Source organism: Rothia sp. P5766 (assembly GCF_048513555.1).
Taxonomy (GTDB): Bacteria; Actinomycetota; Actinomycetes; order Actinomycetales; family Micrococcaceae; genus Rothia.
On the sequence record NZ_JBLXXS010000007.1, the window covers coordinates 12,141 to 35,426 of the forward strand.

22 protein-coding genes are annotated in these 23,286 nt (G+C 56.6%); 3 read left to right on the forward strand and 19 right to left on the reverse strand.

Translation table 11 applies throughout. From position 1 onward, the window contains the following. Nucleotide 1 precedes the first annotated feature (1 nt). Nucleotides 2–283: a hypothetical protein gene (locus ACN08V_RS04840; protein WP_419104740.1), complete on the reverse strand. Its 282-nt coding sequence runs from the start codon at nt 281–283 to the stop codon at nt 2–4. An 87-nt stretch (nt 284–370) separates the two neighbouring features. On the opposite strand from ACN08V_RS04840, the gene ACN08V_RS04845 reads away from it, so the two are divergent. Then, a complete protein-coding gene (locus tag ACN08V_RS04845; protein WP_419104741.1) occupies nt 371–775 on the forward strand; it encodes a PLD nuclease N-terminal domain-containing protein in 405 nt (134 codons plus the stop codon). Between the two features lie 33 nt (nt 776–808). On the opposite strand, the gene ACN08V_RS04850 is transcribed toward ACN08V_RS04845, so the two are convergent. From ACN08V_RS04850 to ACN08V_RS04905, 12 genes are all read right to left on the reverse strand, one after another. After that, a complete protein-coding gene (locus ACN08V_RS04850; protein ID WP_419104742.1) occupies nt 809–1,903 on the reverse strand; it encodes a hypothetical protein in 1,095 nt (364 codons plus the stop codon). A gap of 19 nt (nt 1,904–1,922) precedes the next feature. Then, nucleotides 1,923–2,267 carry a PadR family transcriptional regulator gene (locus tag ACN08V_RS04855; protein ID WP_419104743.1) on the reverse strand — a complete coding sequence of 115 codons (345 nt, stop codon included), beginning with the start codon at nt 2,265–2,267 and terminating at the stop codon, nt 1,923–1,925. 143 nt (nt 2,268–2,410) lie between these two features. After that, the gene (ccsB, locus tag ACN08V_RS04860) at nt 2,411–3,502 is read right to left on the reverse strand and encodes a c-type cytochrome biogenesis protein CcsB (protein ID WP_419099198.1); all 1,092 of its coding nucleotides are present in this window, start codon (nt 3,500–3,502) and stop codon (nt 2,411–2,413) included. A gap of 92 nt (nt 3,503–3,594) precedes the next feature. Next, the gene (gene resB / locus ACN08V_RS04865) at nt 3,595–5,196 is read right to left on the reverse strand and encodes a cytochrome c biogenesis protein ResB (RefSeq protein ID WP_419104744.1); all 1,602 of its coding nucleotides are present in this window, start codon (nt 5,194–5,196) and stop codon (nt 3,595–3,597) included. 52 nt (nt 5,197–5,248) lie between these two features. After that, nucleotides 5,249–6,001, reverse strand: coding sequence for a cytochrome c biogenesis CcdA family protein (locus ACN08V_RS04870; RefSeq protein WP_419099196.1), 753 nt, complete (start codon nt 5,999–6,001; stop codon nt 5,249–5,251). After that, nucleotides 5,994–6,602, reverse strand: coding sequence for a TlpA family protein disulfide reductase (locus ACN08V_RS04875; RefSeq protein WP_419104745.1), 609 nt, complete (start codon nt 6,600–6,602; stop codon nt 5,994–5,996). The genes ACN08V_RS04870 and ACN08V_RS04875 overlap by 8 nt, the downstream gene beginning before the upstream one ends. A gap of 48 nt (nt 6,603–6,650) precedes the next feature. Beyond that, entirely contained in the window at nt 6,651–7,340 is a 690-nt protein-coding gene (locus ACN08V_RS04880; RefSeq protein ID WP_419099194.1) for a histidine phosphatase family protein, read from the reverse strand. 108 nt (nt 7,341–7,448) lie between these two features. Beyond that, nucleotides 7,449–7,703 (reverse strand): glutaredoxin family protein, encoded by a 255-nt coding sequence (locus ACN08V_RS04885; RefSeq protein WP_419104746.1) that lies wholly within the window; start codon nt 7,701–7,703, stop codon nt 7,449–7,451. A gap of 89 nt (nt 7,704–7,792) precedes the next feature. Continuing rightward, nucleotides 7,793–7,891: a 30S ribosomal protein bS22 gene (locus ACN08V_RS04890; RefSeq protein WP_005504750.1), complete on the reverse strand. Its 99-nt coding sequence runs from the start codon at nt 7,889–7,891 to the stop codon at nt 7,793–7,795. A gap of 248 nt (nt 7,892–8,139) precedes the next feature. After that, entirely contained in the window at nt 8,140–10,197 is a 2,058-nt protein-coding gene (locus ACN08V_RS04895) for an FCD domain-containing protein (protein ID WP_419104747.1), read from the reverse strand. 41 nt (nt 10,198–10,238) lie between these two features. Continuing rightward, nucleotides 10,239–11,177 carry an ArsR/SmtB family transcription factor gene (locus tag ACN08V_RS04900; protein ID WP_419104748.1) on the reverse strand — a complete coding sequence of 313 codons (939 nt, stop codon included), beginning with the start codon at nt 11,175–11,177 and terminating at the stop codon, nt 10,239–10,241. Between the two features lie 149 nt (nt 11,178–11,326). Continuing rightward, nucleotides 11,327–12,478, reverse strand: coding sequence for an acetoin utilization protein AcuC (locus ACN08V_RS04905; RefSeq protein WP_419104749.1), 1,152 nt, complete (start codon nt 12,476–12,478; stop codon nt 11,327–11,329). Nucleotides 12,479–12,652: 174 nt separating this feature from the next. On the opposite strand from ACN08V_RS04905, the gene ACN08V_RS04910 reads away from it, so the two are divergent. After that, nucleotides 12,653–14,128, forward strand: a complete 1,476-nt coding sequence (locus tag ACN08V_RS04910; RefSeq protein WP_419104750.1) for a TrkH family potassium uptake protein — start codon at nt 12,653–12,655, stop codon at nt 14,126–14,128. Beyond that, the gene (locus ACN08V_RS04915) at nt 14,121–14,798 is read left to right on the forward strand and encodes a potassium channel family protein (RefSeq protein ID WP_419099188.1); all 678 of its coding nucleotides are present in this window, start codon (nt 14,121–14,123) and stop codon (nt 14,796–14,798) included. Before ACN08V_RS04910 ends, ACN08V_RS04915 begins: the two co-directional genes overlap by 8 nt. Before the next feature lie 423 nt (nt 14,799–15,221). On the opposite strand, the gene proC is transcribed toward ACN08V_RS04915, so the two are convergent. The 6 genes from proC to ACN08V_RS04945 all read right to left on the reverse strand — a co-directional run bounded on the left by proC (nt 15,222) and on the right by ACN08V_RS04945 (nt 23,231). Beyond that, entirely contained in the window at nt 15,222–16,079 is an 858-nt protein-coding gene (gene proC, locus ACN08V_RS04920; RefSeq protein ID WP_419099187.1) for a pyrroline-5-carboxylate reductase, read from the reverse strand. A 53-nt stretch (nt 16,080–16,132) separates the two neighbouring features. Beyond that, nucleotides 16,133–16,984 (reverse strand): sugar phosphate isomerase/epimerase family protein, encoded by an 852-nt coding sequence (locus ACN08V_RS04925; RefSeq protein ID WP_419104751.1) that lies wholly within the window; start codon nt 16,982–16,984, stop codon nt 16,133–16,135. Nucleotides 16,985–17,057: 73 nt separating this feature from the next. Further along, a complete protein-coding gene (locus tag ACN08V_RS04930) occupies nt 17,058–18,044 on the reverse strand; it encodes a Ppx/GppA family phosphatase (protein ID WP_419099185.1) in 987 nt (328 codons plus the stop codon). Nucleotides 18,045–18,191: 147 nt separating this feature from the next. Next, nucleotides 18,192–21,011 (reverse strand): type I DNA topoisomerase, encoded by a 2,820-nt coding sequence (topA, locus tag ACN08V_RS04935; RefSeq protein WP_419104752.1) that lies wholly within the window; start codon nt 21,009–21,011, stop codon nt 18,192–18,194. 150 nt (nt 21,012–21,161) lie between these two features. Continuing rightward, complete coding sequence (locus ACN08V_RS04940; RefSeq protein WP_419099183.1) at nt 21,162–21,581, reverse strand: pyridoxamine 5'-phosphate oxidase family protein; 420 nt, start codon at nt 21,579–21,581, stop codon at nt 21,162–21,164. A gap of 9 nt (nt 21,582–21,590) precedes the next feature. Then, on the reverse strand, nt 21,591–23,231 hold the full coding sequence (locus ACN08V_RS04945) for a DUF7059 domain-containing protein (protein ID WP_419104753.1): 1,641 nt from the start codon (nt 23,229–23,231) through the stop codon (nt 21,591–21,593). Between the last annotated feature and the right edge of the window lie 55 nt (nt 23,232–23,286).

Here is a 23,286-nt window from a genome sequence, read left to right on the forward strand (position 1 = left end):
TTTAGAGGCTCTGATGTGAGCGGTTGGCCTCGTCGATTTGGTCTTCGACGGCCTGATCTTCTTCAGCGATAGTAGTCTTCTCATGGGGCTTGCGCTTGAGCAGACGGTTAAAATCGCCAGCGGCGGCAACATGCAGGCGGGGGAAGGCAAGGTAGCAGATTGCGAACCCAATGATGACACCGCAGATAGCGGAGAGGTAAAGGCCCGCCCCAATATAGTAGGCGGCGAAGAAAGCTAAAGCCGCAAGACTGAGTCGGAGCAAGGAGTACTTGAAAAAATTCACTCCCCCAGTCTACCCTGCCCGGTCGGTTTACCTCGCTATCAGCGCACAAGCTCATCTAGCGGGCTGGAACGTGCCACACTAGAGGGTATGGGTAGAGCTATTTTGATTATTGGCGGTGCCGCACTGCTAGTGGGTGTGTGGATTTTTTCTGTTCTGGATGCCGCTCAGAGCGACCGGGGCCTGGTAAGGACCCTACCTAAGGGGGCCTGGCTGGTTGTTTTGATTCTGTTCCCCTTACTGGGGTCTGTGCTCTGGTTCTGGTTGGGCAGGCCGCCTAAATCACGGTACGGCTCTTTCGGCGCGCCTGTTGAGAAACCGGTGGTAGCCCCCGATGACGACCCCGAGTATCTTCGTTTTCTTGAGGCTAGGGCCAGACGAGAGAAGCAGGACCGCGAGCGCAAAGGGCTGAAGAACCCTGCTGACGCTGAGCGGGCTGACCCTCAAGATCCCGAGGACCCCGACCATAAGCCAGAAGATGGCAGTCCCTCATAAACCTGAGCCCCCGTAGCAGTCGCTACGGGGGCCTCATTTTTGCCGGTTTTCTAGGCTTGATTTTCTAGGCCAGGGGCTTCTGGGCCTTATGGTAGGCGGCCAGCTTTTACGGGCCTCCGTGACCAGCAGTATCACGAGCAGGAATAGGATGGGTAGTTTCCAGCTAAGAGCCTGTGGGTCATTGACGGCAAAAGCGCTGTAGGCCCAAAAGCAGCAGGCCCCTAGGCTAAGCGAGGCTCTCAGGAGGTTGCGGTAGGGCGGGACCTTGCCTTGCCCGGCCAGTGAGCGGGCATAGGTAACGGGATCACCAAACTCTTCTAGGGCACTATTTTGGCTGAAGGCTAGGTGTTCTCTCACGCGGTAGGCTTCTTCGCGGGCACGGGCTTCGGTCATATCGCCCCGGGATCGCAGTTCCTGGATGAAAACGGATAGCCAGGCAGCTTCATCACCGGGCACCAATTCCTGTGCTGTGTGCGGTGAGGGCTCTGGGAGGTATTTGAAGGCTAAGGCTCCCAGTAGACCGAGAACAGCTGCAATCAGTAGGAGCCACCAGGGGGAATAGCGGGTGCTGCTAGCACCGAGCAACCCAAAGACGCCCGCCGTTGCCCCAGAGCCAAGGAGCGTGAAGAGGGCACAGGCTGTAAGAGCCTTGACAAACCCCCAGCGCCTATTGGCCCGCTGGTAGAGGGCACCTACCCCTAGGGTAAGGAAAGCCAGAAGCAGGGGGGCCGCTAGCATCCCTATTTTGGGGTCGGCCTGGCGGTCGCTCGGTAGCGCTAAGACCAGCAGGAAGAGAAGAGAGTAGAAGGCCCCCAGGCACAAACCAAAGCCAATAAATTCTTTCAGGCCTAGGGGTGTGTCTTCAAGAAAGACCTGGGTTCCCTTGTCGCGCCAGAGCGCAATTTTGTGGGCGGCCCATTCCTGCGGCGGGCCGTAAAGTTGGGCTGGGCTTTGCCCGGTTGCCTCTACCTGCCGGATAACGCCCCGCACTGCGCTTTCGCTGGTTACGGCTTTGACGGAGTTGGTGGCTAGGGTGGCGAAGGCGGCCTGTACCCAGTCGGTATCTTCAGACAGATCACTAATCTGCCTGATCTCTTCGGTCAGTCTTTCGTAGGGGGTCCTTGTCATAGCTCCTCCTTAAAATCTTTCAGCCAGTGGTGGCAAGAGCGACAGGCAGAGCACCCAGTTGCTGGGCCAGTTCCGCCAGCCGGCTGCGTTGGGCTTCTAGATGGTGGTGACCGGCACCCGTAATGGCGTAGAGCCTGCGGGCGGGCCCCTTCTCGCCCTGAGTCCAGCTAGTAGTGACAAAGCCTGCGTCTTCTAATTTGGAGAGAGCTGGGTAGAGGGAACCGCCCTTAAGCTTGCCGTACCCCCACTGCTCGAGGTGTTGGGCCAGGCCGTATCCATGGGCTGGTGCGGCTTCAAGGCAGGCCAGGATGGCCAGGGGCAGGGTGGCTCTGATCAGAGCCTGGGGGTACATGCTGTCTGCCATAGTCCGCTCCTTTCATCACTAAGTAGAACATGTACCTAGATAGATTTCAAGAGTTACCCTGGGAACCCACAAAAAAAAGCCGGTCTCTTCCCTGCCCATCAGCAGAGAAGAGACCGGCGCTGAGCACCTAGCCCTAGGAGCGCTTACAGACCCGAGTAAGAGTGTAGGCCAGAGAAGAAGACGTTCACCACGGTGAAGTTGAAGATAATGCAGAGATAGCCAGCAATAGAGAGCCAGGCGGACGGCGGGCCAGACCAACCCCGGGTTGCACGGGCGTGCAGGTAGGCCGCGTAAACAACCCAAATAATAAAGGTCCAGACTTCCTTGGTGTCCCAGCCCCAGTAACGGCCCCAGGCCTTTTCAGCCCAGATAGCACCAGCAGCTAGAGTAAAGGTCCACATCGCAAAACCCACGGTATTCAAGCGGAAAGCAAAGTTTTCCAGCGCGGTAGCCGAGGGAATCAACCGCATAAAGCCCATACGGGTCAATGAGGTGTCCTGGTCGGCCAAAATCTGACGCTCACGGGCCGTCTGCACAAGCTGAAGAACGGCCATGGCAAAAGTGATGGTAAAGACCGCAGAGGCCAGCACCGCAATAGAAACGTGAATAACCAGCCAGTAGCTTTGCAGGGCGGGCTTAAGCTGGCCCACCGGTGTATTAAAGCCCATAGTGGCCGCTGTCATCATCACGAGGGCCAGCCCCGAAACCAGAGTGCCCACAAAACGTAGGTCACGGAAAACCAGGAACACCAGGAACACAGCAGTCACCAAGAAAGCACCGGTAGTGCAAAACTCGTACATGTTGCCCCAGGGAACCCGGTGGGCAGCCAAACCACGGGTCACCACACCAGCAGCGTGAACAAGGCAGCCCAGTACCATGATAGCTACCGCAGCACGCGCAGCCGGACGACGCTCACCGCTACCATAGCGCATATCCGAATCTGCCACATGGGCAGAAATCTTAGCGGCGGCCACACGCTGGTAGCCCATGCCACGAGCACCGGTTCCTTGCTCGGTACTGCTGATAACTGCAGCAGGCACCGAAGCGGACTTGCCGCCCACGCCTGCTCCCACAAGTTCCTTCTTGGACTCTTGGGCGGCTTCAAGCCGTTTGGTAATGCGCGAGTTAGCGGCAACATCCCAGCTGAAGGCAATGAAAGCAAACATGTAGGTAAGCGCCGCAAGGTACATAAAGAGTTCACTCCAGCGGGCGAACGTTTCGTTAATTTCTGGCATAGGCTTCTCGATTCAAAAGGTGCTACAAGCAGGGTTAGGAGGCCGAGGCCTGTATGGGGCGGCGCACCTGCAGAGCCGGTGTGCACGGGTGGTTATGCTTCATCAAATTCTAGTCCCCATCGCTCAGCGAGCAAGTCCGTGAGCTTATCTGCTTCTAGGCTTAGACGGGGGTCTTCGCCACGAGCCAGCAGGGCATACTCGACCGTGAGTGCGCGCTCCGCACCCTCCCCTGTTTCACGGGCCCGCACCCAAACACGGCGGCGAGCCACAAAGAGCGAAATAATCAGGCCCGCAAAGAGCAGGATAAAGGATGCCAGTGCTAGCGGGCGGCCCGGATCCGAGCGGATTTCTAAGCCAGCGTACCGCTTGACGCCCAGGAACTCGACAGTGCCGTGTCCATCGGGCATGGTGGCTTTGGTATTGCTTGCATCAAGGACGATACCGTTGCCCTGGGCCATGGTATTCAGCCCGGTTAGGCTTTCAAGGTCAAGCACATAGACATTCTGGGGCACCCCCTTATCGAGCCCCAGGTCACCGGTGTAGCTTTGAAGAACCAGCATGGGGTTATAGAGGTCTGAGTCGATTGAGGTCGGTGCGGCCCCGGTAGTTCGTTCGCCGGTAGGCAGGAACATACCCACAAAGCCCAGCTGGTCGGGGCTCGCGTCGGGAACCTTAAGAACCACCGATGACAGGTAGCTCTTACCCGCCGGTAGGCCTACCACGGGGCCTTCAAAAGCTACGGTACCGTCGTCATTGCTTATTTTGATGACGGGAGCATAGCCGTTTCCCAGCAGGTAGATGCTGGTGCCCTCAAAGTAGATAGGTTCATTGACCTTGAGGGTCTGCTGGCGGCTTTCCCCCTTGGAATCAGTGAGAGTGAACTCGGCAGAGTAGTCAATATCGTCCCCGTAGGTGGGGGAACCTTTCTGCCGGTCGTACTCTACCGTCATGGTATCCATGGTCGCGGCGTAGGGGACCAGCCAGTCGGGGTTGTAGTTTGTACCGGGGCTGAATGAGTCATAGCTCATCAGGGAGTTCACAAAAGTTTCGTCTTCCGCAACAATCTTTTGGCCGCTGTAGCCAAAGAGGGACCCAACAGCAACGGCGACCAGCACCCCCATCATGGCCAGGTGGAAGAGGATATTGCCCAGTTCGCGTAGATAGCCACGTTCAGCCGCTACATTGACAGCGTCTGCTTCCTGGCGGATCTCTACCCGGTAGCGGCGCTTCCTGAGGATAGCCGCAGCGTCTTCAATGGCTTGCTGGGCTGTGAGCCCTTCGGTGCCCTCGCCCAGGGGAATCATGAGGGTACGGTGCTGGGGTAGGCGGTTAAAGTTCTTGGGCGTGCGCGCAGGAGCAGAGCGCATCGAGCGGAAGTGTTTGAGAGCGCGAGGGATAACGCACCCAATCAGCGAGATAAAGAGCAGAATGTAGATAGAGGCGAACCAGACTGAAGAAAAGACATCGAAGAGCTGGAGCTTATCGGCAATAGGGCCCCACGTCTCGTGCGCTTTGATGTAGTCATTGACCTTTGCAGGGTCCTGAATACGCTGGGGAAAGACCGAGCCGGGCACAGCGGCAACAGCCAGCATGAGCAGCAAGAAGAGCGCGGTGTTCATCTTGGTGAGCTGCGTCCAGGCCCAGCGGAGCATTTCTAGCGGCCCGAGTGCCGCCGCGTCTTGAGTCTCAGCCATGATTTCCTTGAGTAATGAGTGCGGGTATTTGTGTGGTGGTGAGTACCGATACTTAGATAGGGAGCTGGTAGACCGGAACCGTAGCTTGGAACCAGGACATCATGGAGGTCCAGGCTCCCGTGGCTAGCAGAATACCGATAAGGATCAGCATGGCCCCGCCCAGTTTCTGCAGGAGTAGGCGGTGGCGGCGTGCCCACCCCAGGGTGTTAACACCCCTGCTGATCCCCAGGGCTACCAGCAGGAAGGGAATACCCAGCCCTAGGCAGTAGGCCAGCGTCAGAAGAATAGCTTTAGTATTACCTGACCCGCCGGTGTAGACAAGGGTTTGGACGGCGGCAAAGGTGGGGCCGATGCAGGGAGCCCACCCCAGGCCAAAAGTCATCCCCAGAATCGGTGCTCCCCACAGCCCTGCCGGTGGTTTTGCCTCGATTTTTCGGTCCTTCTGGAAAAAGTTGAAGCGCCCCATAAAAATCAGGCCCATCAGAATGACCAGGGCTCCCAGGAGCACATCAACCCAGCGCTGACCGCGTAGCCAGGGGGCGGCACCCAGTTGAGCGAGTACCACCGACATCAGCACGAAAATCAGAGAGAAGCCGAATACGAATAGGCTAATCCCAACCAACATGCGGATGGTTCGGTGGCGGGCACTCATCTGGCCACCCGATAGGCCCGTAACATAGCCAACATAGCCGGGTACCAGCGGTAGCACACAGGGCGAGGCAAAGGACACCAGGCCGGCTAAAGCCGCCAGGGGCAGAGCCAGCCATAGTGAGCCATCAAGAACTATTTGGCCGTAGTTAGGCACTGATTTGGTCTTCGAGCAGGGTTTTGAGAACCGATTTATCAATCTGCCCTAAGATGCGGGCGGCTACACGCCCTTCGGCATCGAGCACAACAGTAGTGGGCACGGCCTGAGCAGGAACATACTTGCTCATGGCAAGGAGCACCTTGCCGTTCAGATCCCTAAAGGAGGGATAGGCAACCCCAAATTTTTTCTCGAAGGCTTCAGCGGTGCCTTTTTCATCGCGCACGTTAGCACCGTAGAAGATAACTTTCTGGCCATAGCTCTCATGAAGCTCGTTGAGCCAGGGAGCTTCAGCGCGGCAGGGCGCACACCCTGCGTACCAGAAATTGATCAGGACCGGCTTACCGCGCAGTTCTGATGCTCGAACAACCGAACCATCAAACAGCTCACCCTCAAATTCAACGGGTTGCCCCCGCTCCCCCTGCGCGTATTCGGTGACGCTACCATCACCGGCAATATATCCCTTAGCGTCCCCCGCATCAGCCTGGGATGCCAGAGAATCTTGGCCTTGCGAGCAGGCAGATAGAAGCCCCACAGTGCCCAGAGCAAAGAGCCCCAGAGCCTGCTTACGGCTCACTCGTAGGTCAGAAGGAGTCAACATAAAAAGGGGGTCTTTCGAGTCAGAGGGTGTGAGGATGCAACTGGGCTATTATGACCCGGGTAACTGAATAACACCTGAGTACAGCTCCGCAGCAGGCTCAACATAAGAGAGTTTTGGCTTGCCAGGAGCAAAAATATTCTTGAACTTAAGGCTGGTAATGGAAGCCAAATTACACTGGCGTGCGCGGGGGTCATGCGGTAGCAGACCACCCTCCACCGAGGTGCGGGCCATCCAGATGGGGAGCTGGTGGGACACAATGATTGCCTCGGCGCCATCACCCCCCAGCTCATAGGCTGTGCGTGCGGCGTCCTTAATGGCCTCTGCCATACGGGCAACCTGTTCCCTGTAGGGCTCACCCCAGGAAGGACGCAGGGGGTTCACCAGGTGCTTCCAGTGTGAGGGGTTCCCCAGCAGCTCCTGCTTATTGACATGCAGGCCCTCAAAGTAGTTATCGGCTTCAATCACACGTTCATCGGGCTGAGCGGTCAGGCCCAGGAGCTCTTCAATCGGTGCGGCAGATTCCCGGGTGCGGGTGAGCGGCGAACAGACCAGGTGCACGATATTGGCCCCGGCATCGGAGCGGCGCTTAAACTCTTCAGCGCTCAGACCCACCATTTTCTGCCCGGTCTCGGACAGGTGGTAGTTGGGTAGGCGCCCGTACACAATACGATCCGGATTGTGCACTTCGCCGTGGCGCATCAGGTGGACAGTAACAGTAGCCTGTTGTGGTGTGCTCATATACCTAGTCTCTCAGACGCGGCCAACAAGCGCTAACCCGACCTGAAGAGCCCGGGTATCTCTTGGCCACCACTGCGGTCTGTCAGGGCTTTGCCTGGCCCAACGTTTTTAGCCAGCCAGTTTTTTCTCCAGCAGGCGAGCAAGACGCTTAGTGTTGATTTGCCAGAAGTCCTTAACCTCCCCGTCCACCCGCAAGACCGGAATCTCGGTACGGTACCGCTCCAAAAGGTCGGGGTCATCCTCAACGTTAATCTCGGTAAAACTCAGGTCAAAGCCTGAGACAACCTCCTGGGTTGCATGCCGGGCAGATTCGCACAGGTGGCACCCTGGCTTGGTCAGAAGTTCAATAAGCGGTGTGGCCATAGTCTTTACTCTATCGCGCCAGCACCTCTCGCCACACTTTAAAGAGCGTGAGCCCCGCACCCAAAGGTGCGAGGCTCACGGTGAAGAATTTACTTCTTATTGCGGCGCTGGTGGCGAGTCTTACGGAGAAGCTTGCGGTGCTTCTTCTTCGACATACGCTTGCGGCGCTTCTTGATAACTGAACCCATAGGATTCACCTCACTTATTAAATAGAGTGGTTGATACCCGGCCGACACCACCTGATAGTTCAGGTGTGTACGGTAGCTATCCGGGGGTTATACCGGTATAAACGCTCCCTTACACACGCTTTTGGGCACAAAAATACCCTCCGCGTGAAAAAACGCTCTCTGTCAAGAGTACAGGTAAACAGGACGTTCCGAGGCCCGTTCACCCTCAAGTGAGAACATTTTCTCGTTGCATTTCCCACACTGAGCCTTTAGCGGCGGTTTTTCTTAGATTTCTTTTTACCCTTTTTCTGGCTCAGGATACTCCCGGCAGACGCAGCAGTACCCGGCTCAGTAGGTTGGCCAGTCTGTGCCGGTAGGGGCTGCTCGGCCTGGCCGTTCTTAACCTGCGAGGTCTCATCCTGCCAGGGAGCGCTCTTGTGCAGGTCCTCATCCTCCCAATCAGAGTAGTCGGCTGCACCGTCGTCCTCGGCAAGGGGGTCGATGTACTCATACCCCTCAAACGAATTGGTTTCAGGCTCATCAGGTATATGCAGGGTATCGTCCACATCGCGGGAATGCTCTGCGGGCACAGCCGACCTGACCGGAGATTTCATCTGCTTAAAACCAAAGTAGTTAACGATATCGAAGAGCTTCTTAGAAGCTACCCTGCTGGGGCGCTTCGGCTCAGATGCGGCGATTTCTCTTGCAGGCGCAGGTGACTCCATGACCTGAGCTTCAGGTGCATGAGCGACCTGCCCAGTCTCACGAGCAGGTGCGGCCCCTGATTCCCTAGGGTTGGTCTCAGTACGACGAGCTAGCTTCTTGGCAGCAGCCAGACGAGCTTCTTCGTTTTTGAGCTTCTCTTCAAGGTCTTCTACCGGAACCCTCTGGACCGGAGCCGATACCTGCTCAGTAACTACAAGAGGTTTGTCTTCTTGGCCGACCGGTTGCCAGTCAATGAGGCGCCGGACCGGGACCGGCTTGGGCGAGGTCTGGCGCGGTGGAATCACCGTTGCGCGAACAACGGGGCTGACGGTACCGCGACGCTTACGCGTAGCGCTACCGGTTGGTACAGCCCGCTCTTCTGCCAGCGCGATGGGCTCAGGACGCTCGGGCTGCTGGTCAGGCTGTTCAGATACAGCAGGTTCACGGGACTTCTCTTCCTCGCTATCCAGCACAAGATCAGGCTCAGGAGTTTCTGCGGCCTTAGCTTGCGGCTCCTTTTCCGAACGCTCTGCCGGTTCTTGGCCCTTGGGCTCTACAAGAGCCTGGGCGCTCTCAGCTTCAGCAGTATCTTTGCTAGCTTGAGGGGTCGCATCAGTCAGGACCTCCTGTGCAGTCACAGCTTCGGCTACTTCGGGAGCATCTTCTACAGGGGCCTCCTCCAGCGGAGCTTCCGGCGCGGTTTGCACATGCGAGGCGGTAACCGGTTCGGGCGCAGGCTGTTCTTTGCTCTTCTCTAGGACAGACCGCGCAGGCGAAACAGAAGACTTAATGGGCTGAATGGTTGCCAGAGCCTCAAAGAGGTCTGGCTCAATTGCACCACCCCACTGCTCCGGCAGGAGCCCCTTGGCATCAATATCCACGGGTTCCAGAGTGAACTGAGGGTCCTCATCCTCCTGCCCCATGTCCTCTGGCAGATCAAGCCGGTGACCTGCCTCAGCAAAACGCTCATGCAGGTTAGCTCGCAAAAGGGTCTGAGCAAGTGCAGGATCACCAGAACGAGCCGCATCGACAATGGCACGGTACTCCATACGCAGACGAGCCGATGTCGCACTCCACAGGGGAACCCGGTTAACAAGCTCAAACCGCGCTTCAATCATGGCATCGCGCAGCGTAGCCAACAGGGCAGAGACCAGGGCGTTACCCGACAAACGACCCAGCTGAATATGAAAATCAGCCTCAAGGTCGTGGAAATCGCTGAGACTGGTAGCGGCATCCTGCATGGCCCCGACAATCCGGTCAAGTTCGGGGAAGGCAGACTGGTCAAAAGACGGCCCGGCCAAGGCGTAGCTTTCCAGGAGCAGGCAGGTGTTTAACAGGTCCTGGCGCGGGGCTCGTGAACTGGCCAAGTAGAGGCCGATGGCAGGGCCAGCCGATGATGCCGGCTCACGCAAGAGAACGCTGATGATGCTCTTCTTGCGCCCCTCATAGAGCCTTAGCACCCCGATTTCTTCGCAGTGCTTAAGGCTTTCACGCATCAGATTTTGGCTGAGACCCACCTCGCGGGCCAGCACTCTGTCATCGGGTAGTTCATCTCCCAGATGCAGGTTTTGGTTAATCAGTTCATTCTCAATCCAGTCGAGAAACTGCTGATGGTGTGCCATATAGGGTTGTGTTTTCTCTCAGGTAGGGGTCTATGGAGTGATTAGCGCGCGCTGCGACGGCCCCAGCGAGCCAGCTTTGACAGCAGACCGCCTTCTTCAGCGGCTTCTGCTGCCTGCGCCTCTGTGATAGATGCGCGTTCCTGCGATTCCGCAACAGCAGCCTCAGCTTGGGCATCAATATCAGTCTCAAGCTTTGAAAGAGCAGGCTGAGCTTGGGAGAGGCCTTGGGGAACAAGCGGATTCTCGCCTGGAGAAACCTGTTCGTCTTCAGAATCTAAGGTGAGGTTCTGAGCCATCAGCTTAAGCTGAAGAGTTGCTTCAGTTTCAAGGTCTTCTGCAGCAAATGTGTTATCTAATGTTGCAGATAGAGCCTTGGTACTTTCTGCTTTCTGCCTGGGGAATACCTGTTCCTTATCAATAATCCCGTCAGCTCGCTCACCGGTGTACCGGTCAAGGACCGGGGTGAAAGCAGTCAAAGGAGTAATCAAAATACCGGCATTCCTAGGGTGAGGAACAAGGGGGGTATCAGCCTGTTCCTGGGTAACTTCAGCAGTCACGGGGGGCTCTTCTTCGGTTTCTTCTGGCTCGCTACTTGTAGCAAGCGGGCTAACCTTTTTTTCGGGGGATGGGGGGCTGTCCGTGCTGACCTGCTGGTCGGCAGGGTGAGCCCTTTCGTCCTGGGGGGTGGGAACAGTTTGGGACTCTCCTGTTTGGAGAGCGGGGGCATCGATGAGGGTCTGAGCCCAATCAGTGATAGTAAGGAGGGGCGCTGGGGTAATTGAATAGAAACGCTTCTGACCTACGGCCTCGGTTTCGACAAGACCGGCAGTTCGTAGGACTTTAAGGTGTTTAGAAACAGTTGGTTGGCTAACGCCAAGCTCCTCGACCAGTTCACCCACAGCCAATCGCTCGACAGCAAGTGCCTGAAGAATGTGTCGCCGGGTCGAGTCAGCGATAACAGCAAAAACGTCGTCTTTCATACTGACATCATATACGTATATATACCCACAATTGCATGTTTTACCAACAGAAGGGGGGACATGCCTGCACCTTATTGAAGCGGAGGGACTTTTACCCAAAGGGTAATACTTAGCTATTCTAGCTTACCCTGCCACACCAGAAATATTGACTAGTCATACCAGGGATCCAGACCCCACAGTGGAAAAACCTCCTTGCGGGTGGCCATAATTGAGCGGTCGATACCGCTTGCAGGGTCAAACCCGACCTCCCACGAAGACCACCACAAATCCACTGGGTCCCCCAAGATAGTGGGCACTTTCGTCCCGTAGCGCTCCAACATATATTTTTGCCAGGATTTCGGAGTGGGTATATTCACATCGAGAGGCTGACCGGCGGCAACAGCAATAAGGTGGCTCCAGGAACGGGGTACAGCGTTATAAATCGAGTAGCCCCCTCCCCCGGTAGCTATCCATCGGCCCTCACACAGCTCATCGGCAAGCAAAGAAATATGGGCGGCAATCTCACGCTGACCGTTAATGCTGACCTTCAGGTGCGACATGTCATCGTCCATGTGTGAGTCGCAGCCGTGTTGGCTAACAATGACCTCTGGCTGAAACTCCCGTAAGACGCTGGGGACGATTGCGTCGAAGGCTCGGAGCCAGCCAGAATCAGCAGTTCCTTCGGGTAGGGCAATATTTACCGAGGTTCCCGCCGCAAGGCCCTCCGGCCCCACCTCGTTTGCAAACCCGGTGCCGGGAAAGAGCGTCATGCCACTCTCATGCAGAGAGATAGTCATAACGTTGGGATTATCCCAAAAGATGCTCTGAGTACCGTCCCCGTGGTGGGCATCCACATCGATGTAGGCAACTTTTGAAACACCCTGTTCCAGTAGGTGGCCGATACCTACAGCGCAGTCGTTATAGATGCAGAACCCGCTCGCCTGATCCCGCGAAGCGTGGTGCATACCGCCACCAAAATTAACCGCATGTTTTACAGCACCAGTCAAGATGGCCTCTGCCGCCTGAAAAGTTCCACCAGCCAGTCGGGCACTTGCTTCGTGCACCCCCTCAAAACCAGGGGTATCTTCCGTCCCCAAACCACAGTTTGCAATGGTAAGACTCGGGTCAGCACTAATCTTCTGAACCGCATCAATATAGGAGTAATCATGCGCTAACATGAGCTGGTGAACGTTAGCCATCTCTGGCTCTTCGAGCTGGATTTGCGGCAGGTCAAAGATTCCCAATGCGCGAGCTAGGGATGCCGTGGCATCGAGCCTGGAAGGGTGCATAGGGTGATAGTCGCCAAAATAGTAGTTAGCCATGTGGGGACTCCACAAGACTCGCAGGTCAGTTGGCGTCAGACTATCGGTTGCTGCCACGAGCACTACCCCCTAAAGGTTATTTAAGTCACATTTCTCATTAAACACTCTAAACCCCATCGACAGCGGAGCCTACCGATATGACACGCACACTAGGCTAGAAAGAGAGGTGAACCAATGAACAAAATCGTGCGCCAGCCCCCGAAACCCGAGGACCATAGCACCCTCTTCAAAATCAAGGAAAGAGTCCCTCAAACAGTCATGAAAGAGGCTGACCAAGATGCCCACCCTCTCCAAACTCTCTTATATAGATTTCGCGAGCTAGTAGATCAAAGTGTGGGAAATTCCTCCTCCCGCATAGCTATTGCAGCCTTTGTCCTGGTCATTTCCGTCTTATCCTCGCTCCTTTACACCCCCTGGGCCTCCCAGGACGGCCACTCAGTAGCCCTCCATGATGCGGTTTTCACGGCAACTAGTGCTGTGACCGTTACCGGTCTTACCACTGTCTCCACGGCTGACCAATGGAGCACTTTTGGGCACCTCGTTATTCTCGTCGGCGCACAGGTCGGGGGCCTGGGGACTCTCACATTCACCTCTATCCTGGCTCTGATCGTTGGCAAGAAACTTGGATTACGCTCAAAAATCATCGCTCAGGAAACCCTCAACATTGGCCGTTTGGGTGAAGTAGGCTCAGTCCTACGCACAGTAGCCTTCACCTCTATCACCATCGAAGCCTTTATTGCCGCAACCCTTATTCCCCGCTTCATATTTTTGGGCGAGCCCCTGAGCCAAGCCACCTGGCACGGGGTCTTCTACGCGATCTCGGCCTTTAACAATGCAGGCTTCACCCCTCACACAGATGGCCTTGTACCCTATAGCCATGATCTGTGGGTCATTACCCCCATAGCCTTAGGGGTCTTTATCGGCTCCCTGGGCTTCCCAGTCATCCTGGCCCTGCGCAAGAGCCTGCACTACCGGGGGTGGAACCTCAACGCCAAGCTCACCCTGCTGGGTACCTTCCTGCTCTTTATGATGGGTTCCCTAGCCTGGCTGGTTCTTGAATGGAACAACCCCAAAACTATCGGGAGCATGACCCTGGCCGATAAGCTACTGAACGGAATATTTGCTTCTGTCATGACCCGCTCTGGAGGCTTCAACCTCGTAGAGATGTCAGACATGAACCCGGTGACAATGCTGCTGACCGATGTACTGATGTTTGTTGGCGGAGGCTCAGCATCAACCGCTGGTGGTATCAAGGTCACTACCCTGGCCGTAGTTTTCCTAGCCATTTTGGCCGAGGCCCGTGGTGACCAGTTCGTTGTAGCTTTCAGAAGAACCATCCCTGACGCTGTACTACGCATCGCAATTACGGTCATCATGATGAGTTCTGTCTTTGTACTCCTGGGGACTGCCGCTATTATGCTGATCAGCGGAGCCAGCCTGGATAAGTCACTCTTTGAGGTTATCTCCGCTTACGCCACCTGTGGTCTTTCAAGCGGGCTCTCACCTGATTTGCCAGCGGCAGGGGCCTACGTCCTTTCCCTGCTGATGCTGATTGGCAGAGTCGGTACCGTCACCGTGGCAACGGGGCTGGCTCTACGTTCCCGCCGCCGTCTATACAAGTTCCCCGAAGAAAGGCCCATCATTGGCTAAGAAAGAGTCTCGCACAACCCACAGCGCCCCGGTTCTAGTAATCGGGCTTGGCCGCTTTGGGTCAGCTACCGCTGCACAGCTCGTCCACCAGAATAAGGAGGTTCTGGCTGTTGAAAAGGATTCCGCACTGGTTCAGAAGTGGGCAGGGGAGCTGACCCATGTGGTCGAAGCAGATGCAACAGATATCAACGCCTTACGCCAGCTAGGCGCTCAGGACTTTAGCTCTGCTGTGGTTGGCGTAGGGACCTCGGTTGAGGCCTCTGTGCTCATCACAGCTAACCTAGTGGATTTAGGGATTGAACGCATCTGGGCCAAGGCGATTACGCCCTCCCACGGCAAAATTCTATCCCGTATTGGAGCACACCGGGTTGTTTACCCAGAGTCAGACGCCGGCGTCCGCGCCGCCCATCTGGTCTCCGGTCGTTTGCTTGATTTTATTGAGTTTGACGATGATTTCGCCATCGTCAAAATGTACCCACCTAAAGAAACCCACGGCTTCACCCTGGCAGAATCAGACGTTAGGTCGAAATACGGTGTAACAATCGTGGGTGTAAAATCCCCCGGCGAAGAGATTACCCATGCAACCCCCACAACAAAAGTCTCTTCACGAGATTTACTTATTGTCTCTGGGCAAGTGGATCTTATTCAGCGTTTTGCCTCAAGGCCCTAAATTCTCCACCCAAAGGTTGCCCTGACTAGGATTCAATAAACCTCAACCTAATATGTATATTGAGCTAATTTCTGAAAATTTTTCTGTTTTTTCTAGGACGACAAGGTGCATAATCCTACGAACTAGCCTATAGTTATAAATACCTCTAAAGGTGCGAGTGATTACTGAACGGTCCGCGAACCCGTTCAAGTAGCTAGAGACCTGATCTCTATGGTGGTTCCCCCTAATGCCACCGAGTTCAGGTTGAAGGCATTCTCCATCCGCCAGATCCCTACTGGTGGGTAGAGAGCTAAAGGCCAGTCCGGTTCCCTACGGACTGGCCTTTTAGTTTGCCCCCAAGAAGTTTCGCTACCCTCAAGGCTGAAATCTTGTTATAGAACTTGGTAGCACAGTATGCTCTTATGCTCAAACAGTCTTTAGGTGCTAGTGATCCTTGCTACCGCCGCAGAATTCAGCGGTCATCTCATCATTGCGCTGAACACAAGCCCGCATAGCCGCCTCAGTTAGTTCAAAGAGACCACCCTCAGTAAAGGTCCGGATAGCCCTGTCTGTGGTCCCCTTGGGACTGGTGACGGCCTGGCGCAGTGACTCGGGATCAGGGTCAGCCTCCAAGAGATAGCCCGCACCCGCCACGGTTGCCGCGGCTAGCGCTGTGGCTGTTTGCTCGTCAAGGCCTAACTTCACACCGGCGGCGGCCATTGTCTCGGCTAGTAAGAAAGCATAGGCAGGCCCAGAACCAGACACAGCGGTGACAGCACCCATCTGTTCCTCTCCAACCTCAAAGACCTGCCCTGCTGCCGCTAAGATATTGGCCGCTACCTCCTGCTGGCTAGCACTTACTGACGCACCCACCGAGATAGCAAGAACCCCCTTGCCCACACGTGAAGGAGTGTTTGGCATGCAACGGATAACAGGTTGTCCCTCAGGCAGTGCTGCTGTCAGGGCATCGAGGGTGATACCTGCGGCCACCGATACCACAAGGGTGCTGGGGTCCAGTACCGGGGCGATCTGCCGGGCAAGGTCAAGAATAGCGTAGGGTTTGACGCCCAAGAGCACAAGGTCTGCCCCCTGGACAGCCCGCAGGTTTGCTTCGGGCTCTGTCTCGTTTGCCAGTACCAGGACTTCTGAGCCTCGCTCCCCCAGTTTCTTCTTAAGGGGCTCGACGCTAGCTACGGAGCCGACAGTAGCGCGAAGTGTTGCAGGATCAGCTCCACCGGCAAGCAAGCCTGAGGCAATTGCCCCGTTCATGGAACCCGTTCCCAAAAAAGCTACAGTAGTCATGGTAGATGTTGTCCTATCGGTAGGGATCAAAGAGAAAGCCTGCACGAGGCAGGTTAGCGGGCCAGGTGGGTGCGCGCAAACTGAAGCGTCTCGTAGAGCCACTCGTCACGCTCAGCCGCGCCCTTGGCCTTGCGGGTCGATACCTCGGCACACACCACGCCCGCAAAGTCGGTCGTCGCAAGGTACTGTAGCGTCTCAGCAACAGGCTGACTACCGTGCCCCGGCACCAAGTGCTCATCCATGAGCTTATCGCCAGAACCATCGGTCAGATGAAGGTGCCCCAGGCGAGAGCCAATCCGTTTAACGGCCTCTAAGGAGTCATCATTGGCAGCTGCCGCATGGGAGAAGTCCCAGGTAATCCAGTCATAGTCAAAGCGAGAGGGCTCCCAGTGCGGGGCGTACATCTCGATCGCTTTCCCTTTGAATGACCAGGGGTACATGTTTTCTACCGCGATTTTAACGCCCTCATGTTCAGAGATTTCGCGGACACCGGCCACAAAGTTCTTGGCGTAGGTCTTCTGCCATCGGAAAGGTGGGTGCGCAACAATCACGTCAGCTCCTACAGCCTTGGTCATTTTGGCAGCCATCTGCATCTTGTTCCAGGCCCGGCCCCACACCTGCTGGGTCAGCAAGAGAGTCGGTGCATGAATAGCAGAAATTGGAATCTGGTACTCCTGCACCAGGTTCAGCAGGTCGTAGGGCTCCTGACTCAGAGCGGTGTGAGTAATCATGACCTCAACACTGTCGTAGCCAAGATCAACAGCCGTTGAAAAGGTCTCGTGCACCCCCAGAGGAAAAAGGCAGGAGGTCGAAAGCGCCACAGGAATCTGAGGTCGCGGCCCTTCTATTTCCGTAGTAACAATAGCAGGCTCAGCAGAAGCTGGGTTGAACTGGGGGTCAGTCATAACAAGCACCGTTCATCTACAAACCGGCTTACCTAGAAAGGAAAGTTTCTACCGGTCAGCAGGATATCAGAGTCTAATTACGGACGAATTCTTCAAGTGAGCGGGGGTCAAGCATGGAGTAAGAACCCTGCTGGGCTAGGTAGTTCATGCGGCGCAGGATCAGGCCCTCACGCAAAGCCCAGGGGCTGACCCGCATAACTCCTACGCCAAAAACATCCATAGCCGTCTCAGCTGCAATAGCGCCAGCAAGCATCTGCTCAGCGCGCACCTCGGACACCCCCGGCAAGTCCACCCGCTCAGACGGTGCCATGGCTTCCATACGACGGGTCCACAAGCGCAGGTCTTCTAAACGCATTTCACGCTTAACATAGGGGCCAGCAGAATACGGGGCAGCACCGCAAATACGGGCCAGGGAACGGAAAGTCTTAGAGGTACCCACCACCATGTTGGGCTCACCGTAGGCAAGGAGCTGGGTGGCAACAGGCTCTAGGGTTTCACGCACATACTTACGGAGTTTCTTAATTTCCTTGGGTGAAGGGATCTCCGAGCTAAACCAGTCCCCGGTCAGGCGGGTAGCGCCCAGGGGCACCGAGATAGCATCATCGGGGTAGGCATCCATGCCGGTAGAGAACTCAAAGGAGCCACCGCCAATATCAAAGTTGAGGATACGGCCAGCACCCCACCCCTGCCAGTGGCGCACCGCGTGATAGGTAATCGCAGCTTCCTGGTCACCGGTAATCTCGGTCAGGTTCACCCCGGTGGCATTCTGCACGTGCTGAAGGACCGCAGGGCCGTTTTTGGACTCACGAATAGCGCTGGTAGCAAAAGCTAAAAGGTCCTCAGCTCCCTGCTCGATAGCATAAAGCACAGCGCTCTTGACAAAGGCTGTCAGCCGGTCGCGGCCCTCGTCGGTGATCTTCCCATCCGCATCAATGTAGCGCACCAGTTGGAGGGGCTCCTTATGGGCATCGGTATAGGCTTCGGGGCGCGAACCCAGCTGCCCCTCGATCAAGAGCAGGTGGCCGGTATTTGAGCCGATATCAAGCACGCCGAGTCGCATGGTTCCCCCAGGATAGGTGAAAAGAATAAGGTTCCTGCCTACCAGTCTAAAGGACGCACCCCGCGCGGCCGGCCAACTCGATCCCGCAAACAGCTGGGGGCAGGAGCCTAGCTCCTGCCCCCATCACCCGCTGGCAGGGCTTAGCCCCTACTCAGCGGTTTCTGTAGCTGTTGTCTTCTTGGCTGTTGTCTTCTTGGCTGTAGTTTTCTTTGCAGGTGCCTTCTTGGCAGGGCTCTTCTTAGCGGTAGTCTTACGCTTAACCGGGCCCTTGGCGCGCTTCTCAGCCAAAAGCTCAACCGCACGGGTATGAGTCAGTGACTCAATTGTCTCGCTCCTAGGCACCGTAATATTGGTGACACCGTCGGTGATGTAGGGGCCAAAGCGGCCGTCCTTAACCACAATCTTCTTCTCAGACACCGGGTCAACACCCAGCTCAGCCAAGGGGGGCTTAGCCGCCGCCCGCCCACGCTGCTTAGGCTGAGAATAAATCTCAAGGGCCTGCTCCAAGGTAATCGAGAAAATCTGCTCCTCGTTTTCCAGCGAGCGCGAATCCGTACCCTTCTTCAGGTAGGGGCCAAAACGTCCGTTCTGGGCGGTAATCTCAAGGCCCTCAGCATCGCTTCCCACCACGCGGGGCAGACTCATGAGTTTGAGCGCGTCCTCAAGGGTGATAGTTGCCAGATCCATGCTCTTGAAGAGGGAGCCGGTACGGGGCTTTTCAGACTTAGGCTTCTTCTTAGGCTTGGGCCTACCGTTCTTGTAGTACTCGGTGGGCTGGGCCTCCATCCAGGCGGCGATTTCTTCTTCGCTCATCTCAGGGATCAGCTCGGTGACGTAGGGGCCGTAGCGGCCGTCCCGGGCTACAATAGTGCGCCCGGTCACCGGGTCTACACCCAGTTCACGACCGTCCTGTTTGCCCTGGGAGATCAGCTCTGCGACCTTCTCCTCGGTCAGCTCATCGGGAGCCAGATCATCAGGCACATTAGCGCGGACCGGGTCCTTAATCTCGCCGGTCTCGGTGTCAATTTCGCCGCCCATCTCAAGGTAGGGGCCAAACTTACCCACGCGCAGATTGACTCCGGGGGCAACCTCAATGGAGTTAATAGCTCTAGCGTCGATATCACCCAGGTTATCGACCATAGGCTTGAGGCCGCGCTGGGCCTCACCACCAAAGTAGAAGTTGCCCAACCACTGGGTGCGGGCTTCTTCGCCGCGTGCAATGCGGTCCAGATCCTCTTCCATCTCAGCGGTGAACTCGTAGTCCACATACTTGGCAAAGTGCTCTTCAAGCAGGCGTACCACCGAAAAAGCCGTCCAGGAAGGTACCAGGGAACCAGCCCGGTGATGAACATAACCCCGGTCCATGATGGTGGAGATAACGGCAGCATAGGTTGAAGGGCGACCAATACCCAGCTCGTCCATGGCCTTGACCAGGGAGGCTTCGGTGTAGCGGGGCGGGGGCGAGGTCTCGTGCCGGGCAGCCTCAATATCGCTGGCGTTCAGCCTATCGCCCTGGGCAAGCTGGGGCAGACGTTTCTCACTCTTCGCCTCGGCGGCCTTGTCTTCCTCGTTGCGCAGGGCATCTTTGCCCTCCTCATAGGCAGCTAAAAAGCCTCGGAAGGTAATGACGGTACCGGAGGCGGCGAACTCGGCATCGCGCCCATCACTGGCGATAGCGCCCAAACGGACGGAGGCGGTTGAACCCTTAGCATCAGCCATCTGAGAGGCAACGGTACGCTTCCAAATCAGTTCGTAGAGACGGAACTCATCGGGGCTCAAGGCTGATTTGACGGCAGCAGGGGTGCGGAAGGTATCACCGGCAGGGCGGATTGCTTCGTGAGCTTCCTGGGCGTTCTTAGACTTAGAAGCGTAGACGCGCGGTGAGGCAGGTACAAACTCGGCACCGTAAAGTTCCTTGGCCTGGGCGCGAGCGGCCCGGATTGCCTGATCTGACAGGGCAACGGAGTCGGTTCGCATGTAGGTAATGTAACCGTTTTCGTAGAGTCGCTGGGCAACCTGCATGGTCGAGCGTGACGAGAAACGGAGCTTACGGGCTGCCTCCTGCTGCAGGGTGGAGGTCGTGAAAGGGGCAGCAGGACGGCGGGTGTAGGGCTTGGTCTCGACCGAGCGAACCGCAAAATCAGCAGAGGCCAGAGCGGTAGCCAGCGAACTAGCGGCGGCCTCATCGAGATGGGAAACCTTAGAAGCCGCAGAAGCCTTTAAAGCGCCGTTATCGGCAAAATCCTTGCCCGTAGCAACACGGGCACCATCCACAGCAGATAGCTTAGCGCTAAAGCTCTCAGCCGATGCGGTCGTAAAGGTGCCGGTCAAATCCCAGTAGCTGGCAGAGCGGAAAGCCATGCGCTCGCGTTCACGCTCAACAACCAGGCGGGTGGCAACAGACTGCACGCGGCCCGCAGAGAGGCCACGCGACACCTTGCGCCAGAGCACGGGAGAGAGCTCATAGCCGTAGATACGGTCAAGGACACGGCGGGTTTCCTGAGCATCCACCAGGTTCTCATCGATCTCACGCAAATCCTTGAAGCCACGTTCAATGGCTTCCTTGGTGATTTCCGGGAAAGTCAGACGGTAGACGGGTACCTTGGGCTTGAGCACCTCAAGCAGGTGCCAGGCAATCGCTTCGCCCTCACGGTCCCCATCGGTTGCCAGATAAAGCGCATCAGACTCTTTGAGCAGGCGCTTGAGCTCGGTGACTTTCTTCTTCTTATCAGAATTGACCACATAGTAGGGTTCAAAGCCGTTCTCCACGTCAACAGCGAACTTACCCACAGGGCTCTTTTTCAGCTCATCGGGCAGTTCAGAGGGCTGAGGCAGGTCACGGATGTGGCCCATCGAGGACTCGACAATAAAGGCATCTCCCAGGTAACCGCTGATTGTTTTGACTTTAGAGGGGGACTCTACAATCAGCAGTGACTTGCCGTGCAGGGGGGTTGCCTTGGTGGGCACTGGTGGCTCCTTGAGGTTGACAATAGGCGTGTAAGCACAACAATAGCCGACAGACAGCACTTCCTGTCCACTTAGGGTCATGTGACCTTAGAGGGCTCTTGGCACCCATCATGCTGGCCGACCTATGGTGTACGGGGTTCTGGGGCTGGCTTAGAGCTCGTCGGTCGGTTCTTCACCGATCTCAAATTCGCGGCCGCTAATGCTCACCGGCTCAACCTCAACCCAGTTGGTCTTGTAGGTCGGTGCGTAGGCGCGTAGCCCCAACGATTCAATGGCGGCAAGGTCAGCTTCGCTGGTCAGCCACTGGGCATTCCCGTGTACTACCACGGAGCGGGCCATACCATCTTTGACTTCATCAATCTCAAAGGCGGCCTTACGGCTAATAACGACCTCGGACAGCTTCTGCCCAGCTGCGGTACGGAAGTAGATTTTCTTCTGGTGCACCACAAAATTGACGGGGTAAATATCGACTTCGCCGCTCACGGCTAGGGCAAGACGCCCAAACTCATGCGAGCTTAACAGCTCCCAGCAGCGGTCTTCGGTCAGGGCTTTAATCGGGTTCTCTACCATAGCCCCAGTCTAGTCACCCTGCTCAAGGCGCAGAAAACTCTTCTCCAACAGTTCACGAATGTTACTTATCAATTCCTGCTGGGGTGAAGCGTCCTGCCAGTCCAGCAGAGTGGCTAGGGCATTGACAATCTGGCCCACGCTGAGTTCCCCATCGCAGGCCGAGACGAACCCGCTTGTTTCTGTGGTTTCTAAAATGGTGCGGCGTAAACCGGCACCGGCGCGGAGCAAAATAAGGGACGGATGCTCAGAACCGGGTGACAAGTGGCGCTCCTCGGTCACATCCCCAGCTACCACCAGATGCTGGGCTAGGAGGGCTTCATCATCCAGGGCAGTCACCGCATCATAGTGGGCAACGGCCTCAGTGATAAAGGAGGCAATGGGTTGTTGGATCGGGTAGGTAATTTCCTCAAAACGGTGCAGGCGCTCCCCTGCCGCCTGCAAGTTGGGTCGGCGCAACCAGATCATGCCAAAGCCGATAGCGTCCACGCCTCGCGCGGCAAAGTCGCGCAGGTAGTCAGTATAGGCCTGCTCGTAGTGGGCGGGGTCGCGGTTTTCGCTGGCATCACGCAACCAAGTCTCAGCATACTGCTCCGGGGCAAGGACTTCACGCTGAATAAACCAGGCCTCCGCTTCTTGACCTACCCAGTCGCGGGGGCGGGCCGACCAGTCGGCCTGCTCACCGGGGCCAGCCACGGGAATTTCCCAGTTACCCAGCATCTGGGCACGCCCACCGGGGTTCAAGATCTCAGGGAGCTGGCGCACCAAGGTTGACACGATGCCATCCCCTGCCATACCACCGTCGCGGTAGGTGAACTGGTCTGCCGAGGTCTCCCCAGAGCTACGCGGTGTAATGACAAAGGGCGGGTTAGAAACCACCAGGTCAAAGCTCTGCCCGGCTACCGGTTCCAGCAAAGAACCGTGGAGCAAGCTCACCCGGTCCTCTAGCTTCTGCGGGTCAATCTCTAGGGCAGGAGCATTAAGCAGAAGGTTAAAGCGGGTAAAAGCCAATGCCCGCTCCGAAATATCTGTTGCGGTGACGTGACGGGCGTGGGACAGCAGATGGAAGGTCTGGATGCCGCACCCGGTGCCCAGATCGAGCGCCCGTTCAAGGGGAGTGCGCTCGGTGAACTGTGCCAGGGTCAGGGAAGCATGACCGATACCCAGTACATGGTCCTTCCGCAGAACGCCGGGGCGCTGGTGCGCACCCAGATCGCTAGCAACATAGAGTTCAGTGCCGTCGTCAGCGGCGTGGGGGCGCAGGTCAACCGAAGCCTGAAGGGAACCTGTGGCAGCGCTTTCAGCCAGGCCAAGCTCTACGAGAAGATCGCATAAACCGGCCCCCAGAGCGGCTTCAAGCTCAGCAGACTCAAGCACCTGCCCCATCAGGAAGAAACGCACTACCTGCGCCAGCGACTTTTCACCAAGGCTAAAAGTAGAGGCTGTTTTCTCGTACCCCAGCACCTGGTTCAGCCTGTAGATACCAGGTGTGAGCTGGTCCCGGGTCATGGCCTCAAAAGCGCGGTCACCCAGGAGGGAGGCAACCCCCTCATAGGTATAGTTGACCGCTCGCAAGGCAGTATGGAGCCTGACCAAAGAAGAGATATCGGCGCTTACCGGAGCACCAGGAACACGAGAAAAATCAGTAGTCATCACCCTACCCATGTTAACCGTAGAGAAACCCCAGCCGCACGCACAGATCCGGCCC

Bases quoted from the DNA above. Each gene is read 5' to 3' on its own strand.
- ACN08V_RS04940 (WP_419099183.1), bottom strand. From the start codon at position 21,581: ATGGTAGAGAACCCGATTAAAGCCCTGACCGAAGACCGCTGCTGGGAG.
- ACN08V_RS04895 (WP_419104747.1), bottom strand. From the start codon at position 10,197: ATGGCACACCATCAGCAGTTTCTCGACTGGATTGAGAATGAACTGATT.
- ACN08V_RS04945 (WP_419104753.1), bottom strand. From the start codon at position 23,231: ATGACTACTGATTTTTCTCGTGTTCCTGGTGCTCCGGTAAGCGCCGAT.
- ccsB (WP_419099198.1), bottom strand. From the start codon at position 3,502: ATGCCAGAAATTAACGAAACGTTCGCCCGCTGGAGTGAACTCTTTATG.
- ACN08V_RS04925 (WP_419104751.1), bottom strand. From the start codon at position 16,984: ATGACTGACCCCCAGTTCAACCCAGCTTCTGCTGAGCCTGCTATTGTT.
- resB (WP_419104744.1), bottom strand. From the start codon at position 5,196: ATGGCTGAGACTCAAGACGCGGCGGCACTCGGGCCGCTAGAAATGCTC.
- ACN08V_RS04930 (WP_419099185.1), bottom strand. From the start codon at position 18,044: ATGCGACTCGGCGTGCTTGATATCGGCTCAAATACCGGCCACCTGCTC.
- ACN08V_RS04910 (WP_419104750.1), top strand. From the start codon at position 12,653: ATGAACAAAATCGTGCGCCAGCCCCCGAAACCCGAGGACCATAGCACC.
- ACN08V_RS04905 (WP_419104749.1), bottom strand. From the start codon at position 12,478: ATGGCTAACTACTATTTTGGCGACTATCACCCTATGCACCCTTCCAGG.
- ACN08V_RS04880 (WP_419099194.1), bottom strand. From the start codon at position 7,340: ATGAGCACACCACAACAGGCTACTGTTACTGTCCACCTGATGCGCCAC.
- ACN08V_RS04885 (WP_419104746.1), bottom strand. From the start codon at position 7,703: ATGGCCACACCGCTTATTGAACTTCTGACCAAGCCAGGGTGCCACCTG.
- ACN08V_RS04900 (WP_419104748.1), bottom strand. From the start codon at position 11,177: ATGAAAGACGACGTTTTTGCTGTTATCGCTGACTCGACCCGGCGACAC.
- ACN08V_RS04850 (WP_419104742.1), bottom strand. From the start codon at position 1,903: ATGACAAGGACCCCCTACGAAAGACTGACCGAAGAGATCAGGCAGATT.
- proC (WP_419099187.1), bottom strand. From the start codon at position 16,079: ATGACTACTGTAGCTTTTTTGGGAACGGGTTCCATGAACGGGGCAATT.
- ACN08V_RS04875 (WP_419104745.1), bottom strand. From the start codon at position 6,602: ATGTTGACTCCTTCTGACCTACGAGTGAGCCGTAAGCAGGCTCTGGGG.
- ACN08V_RS04890 (WP_005504750.1), bottom strand. From the start codon at position 7,891: ATGGGTTCAGTTATCAAGAAGCGCCGCAAGCGTATGTCGAAGAAGAAG.
- ACN08V_RS04845 (WP_419104741.1), top strand. From the start codon at position 371: ATGGGTAGAGCTATTTTGATTATTGGCGGTGCCGCACTGCTAGTGGGT.
- ACN08V_RS04855 (WP_419104743.1), bottom strand. From the start codon at position 2,267: ATGGCAGACAGCATGTACCCCCAGGCTCTGATCAGAGCCACCCTGCCC.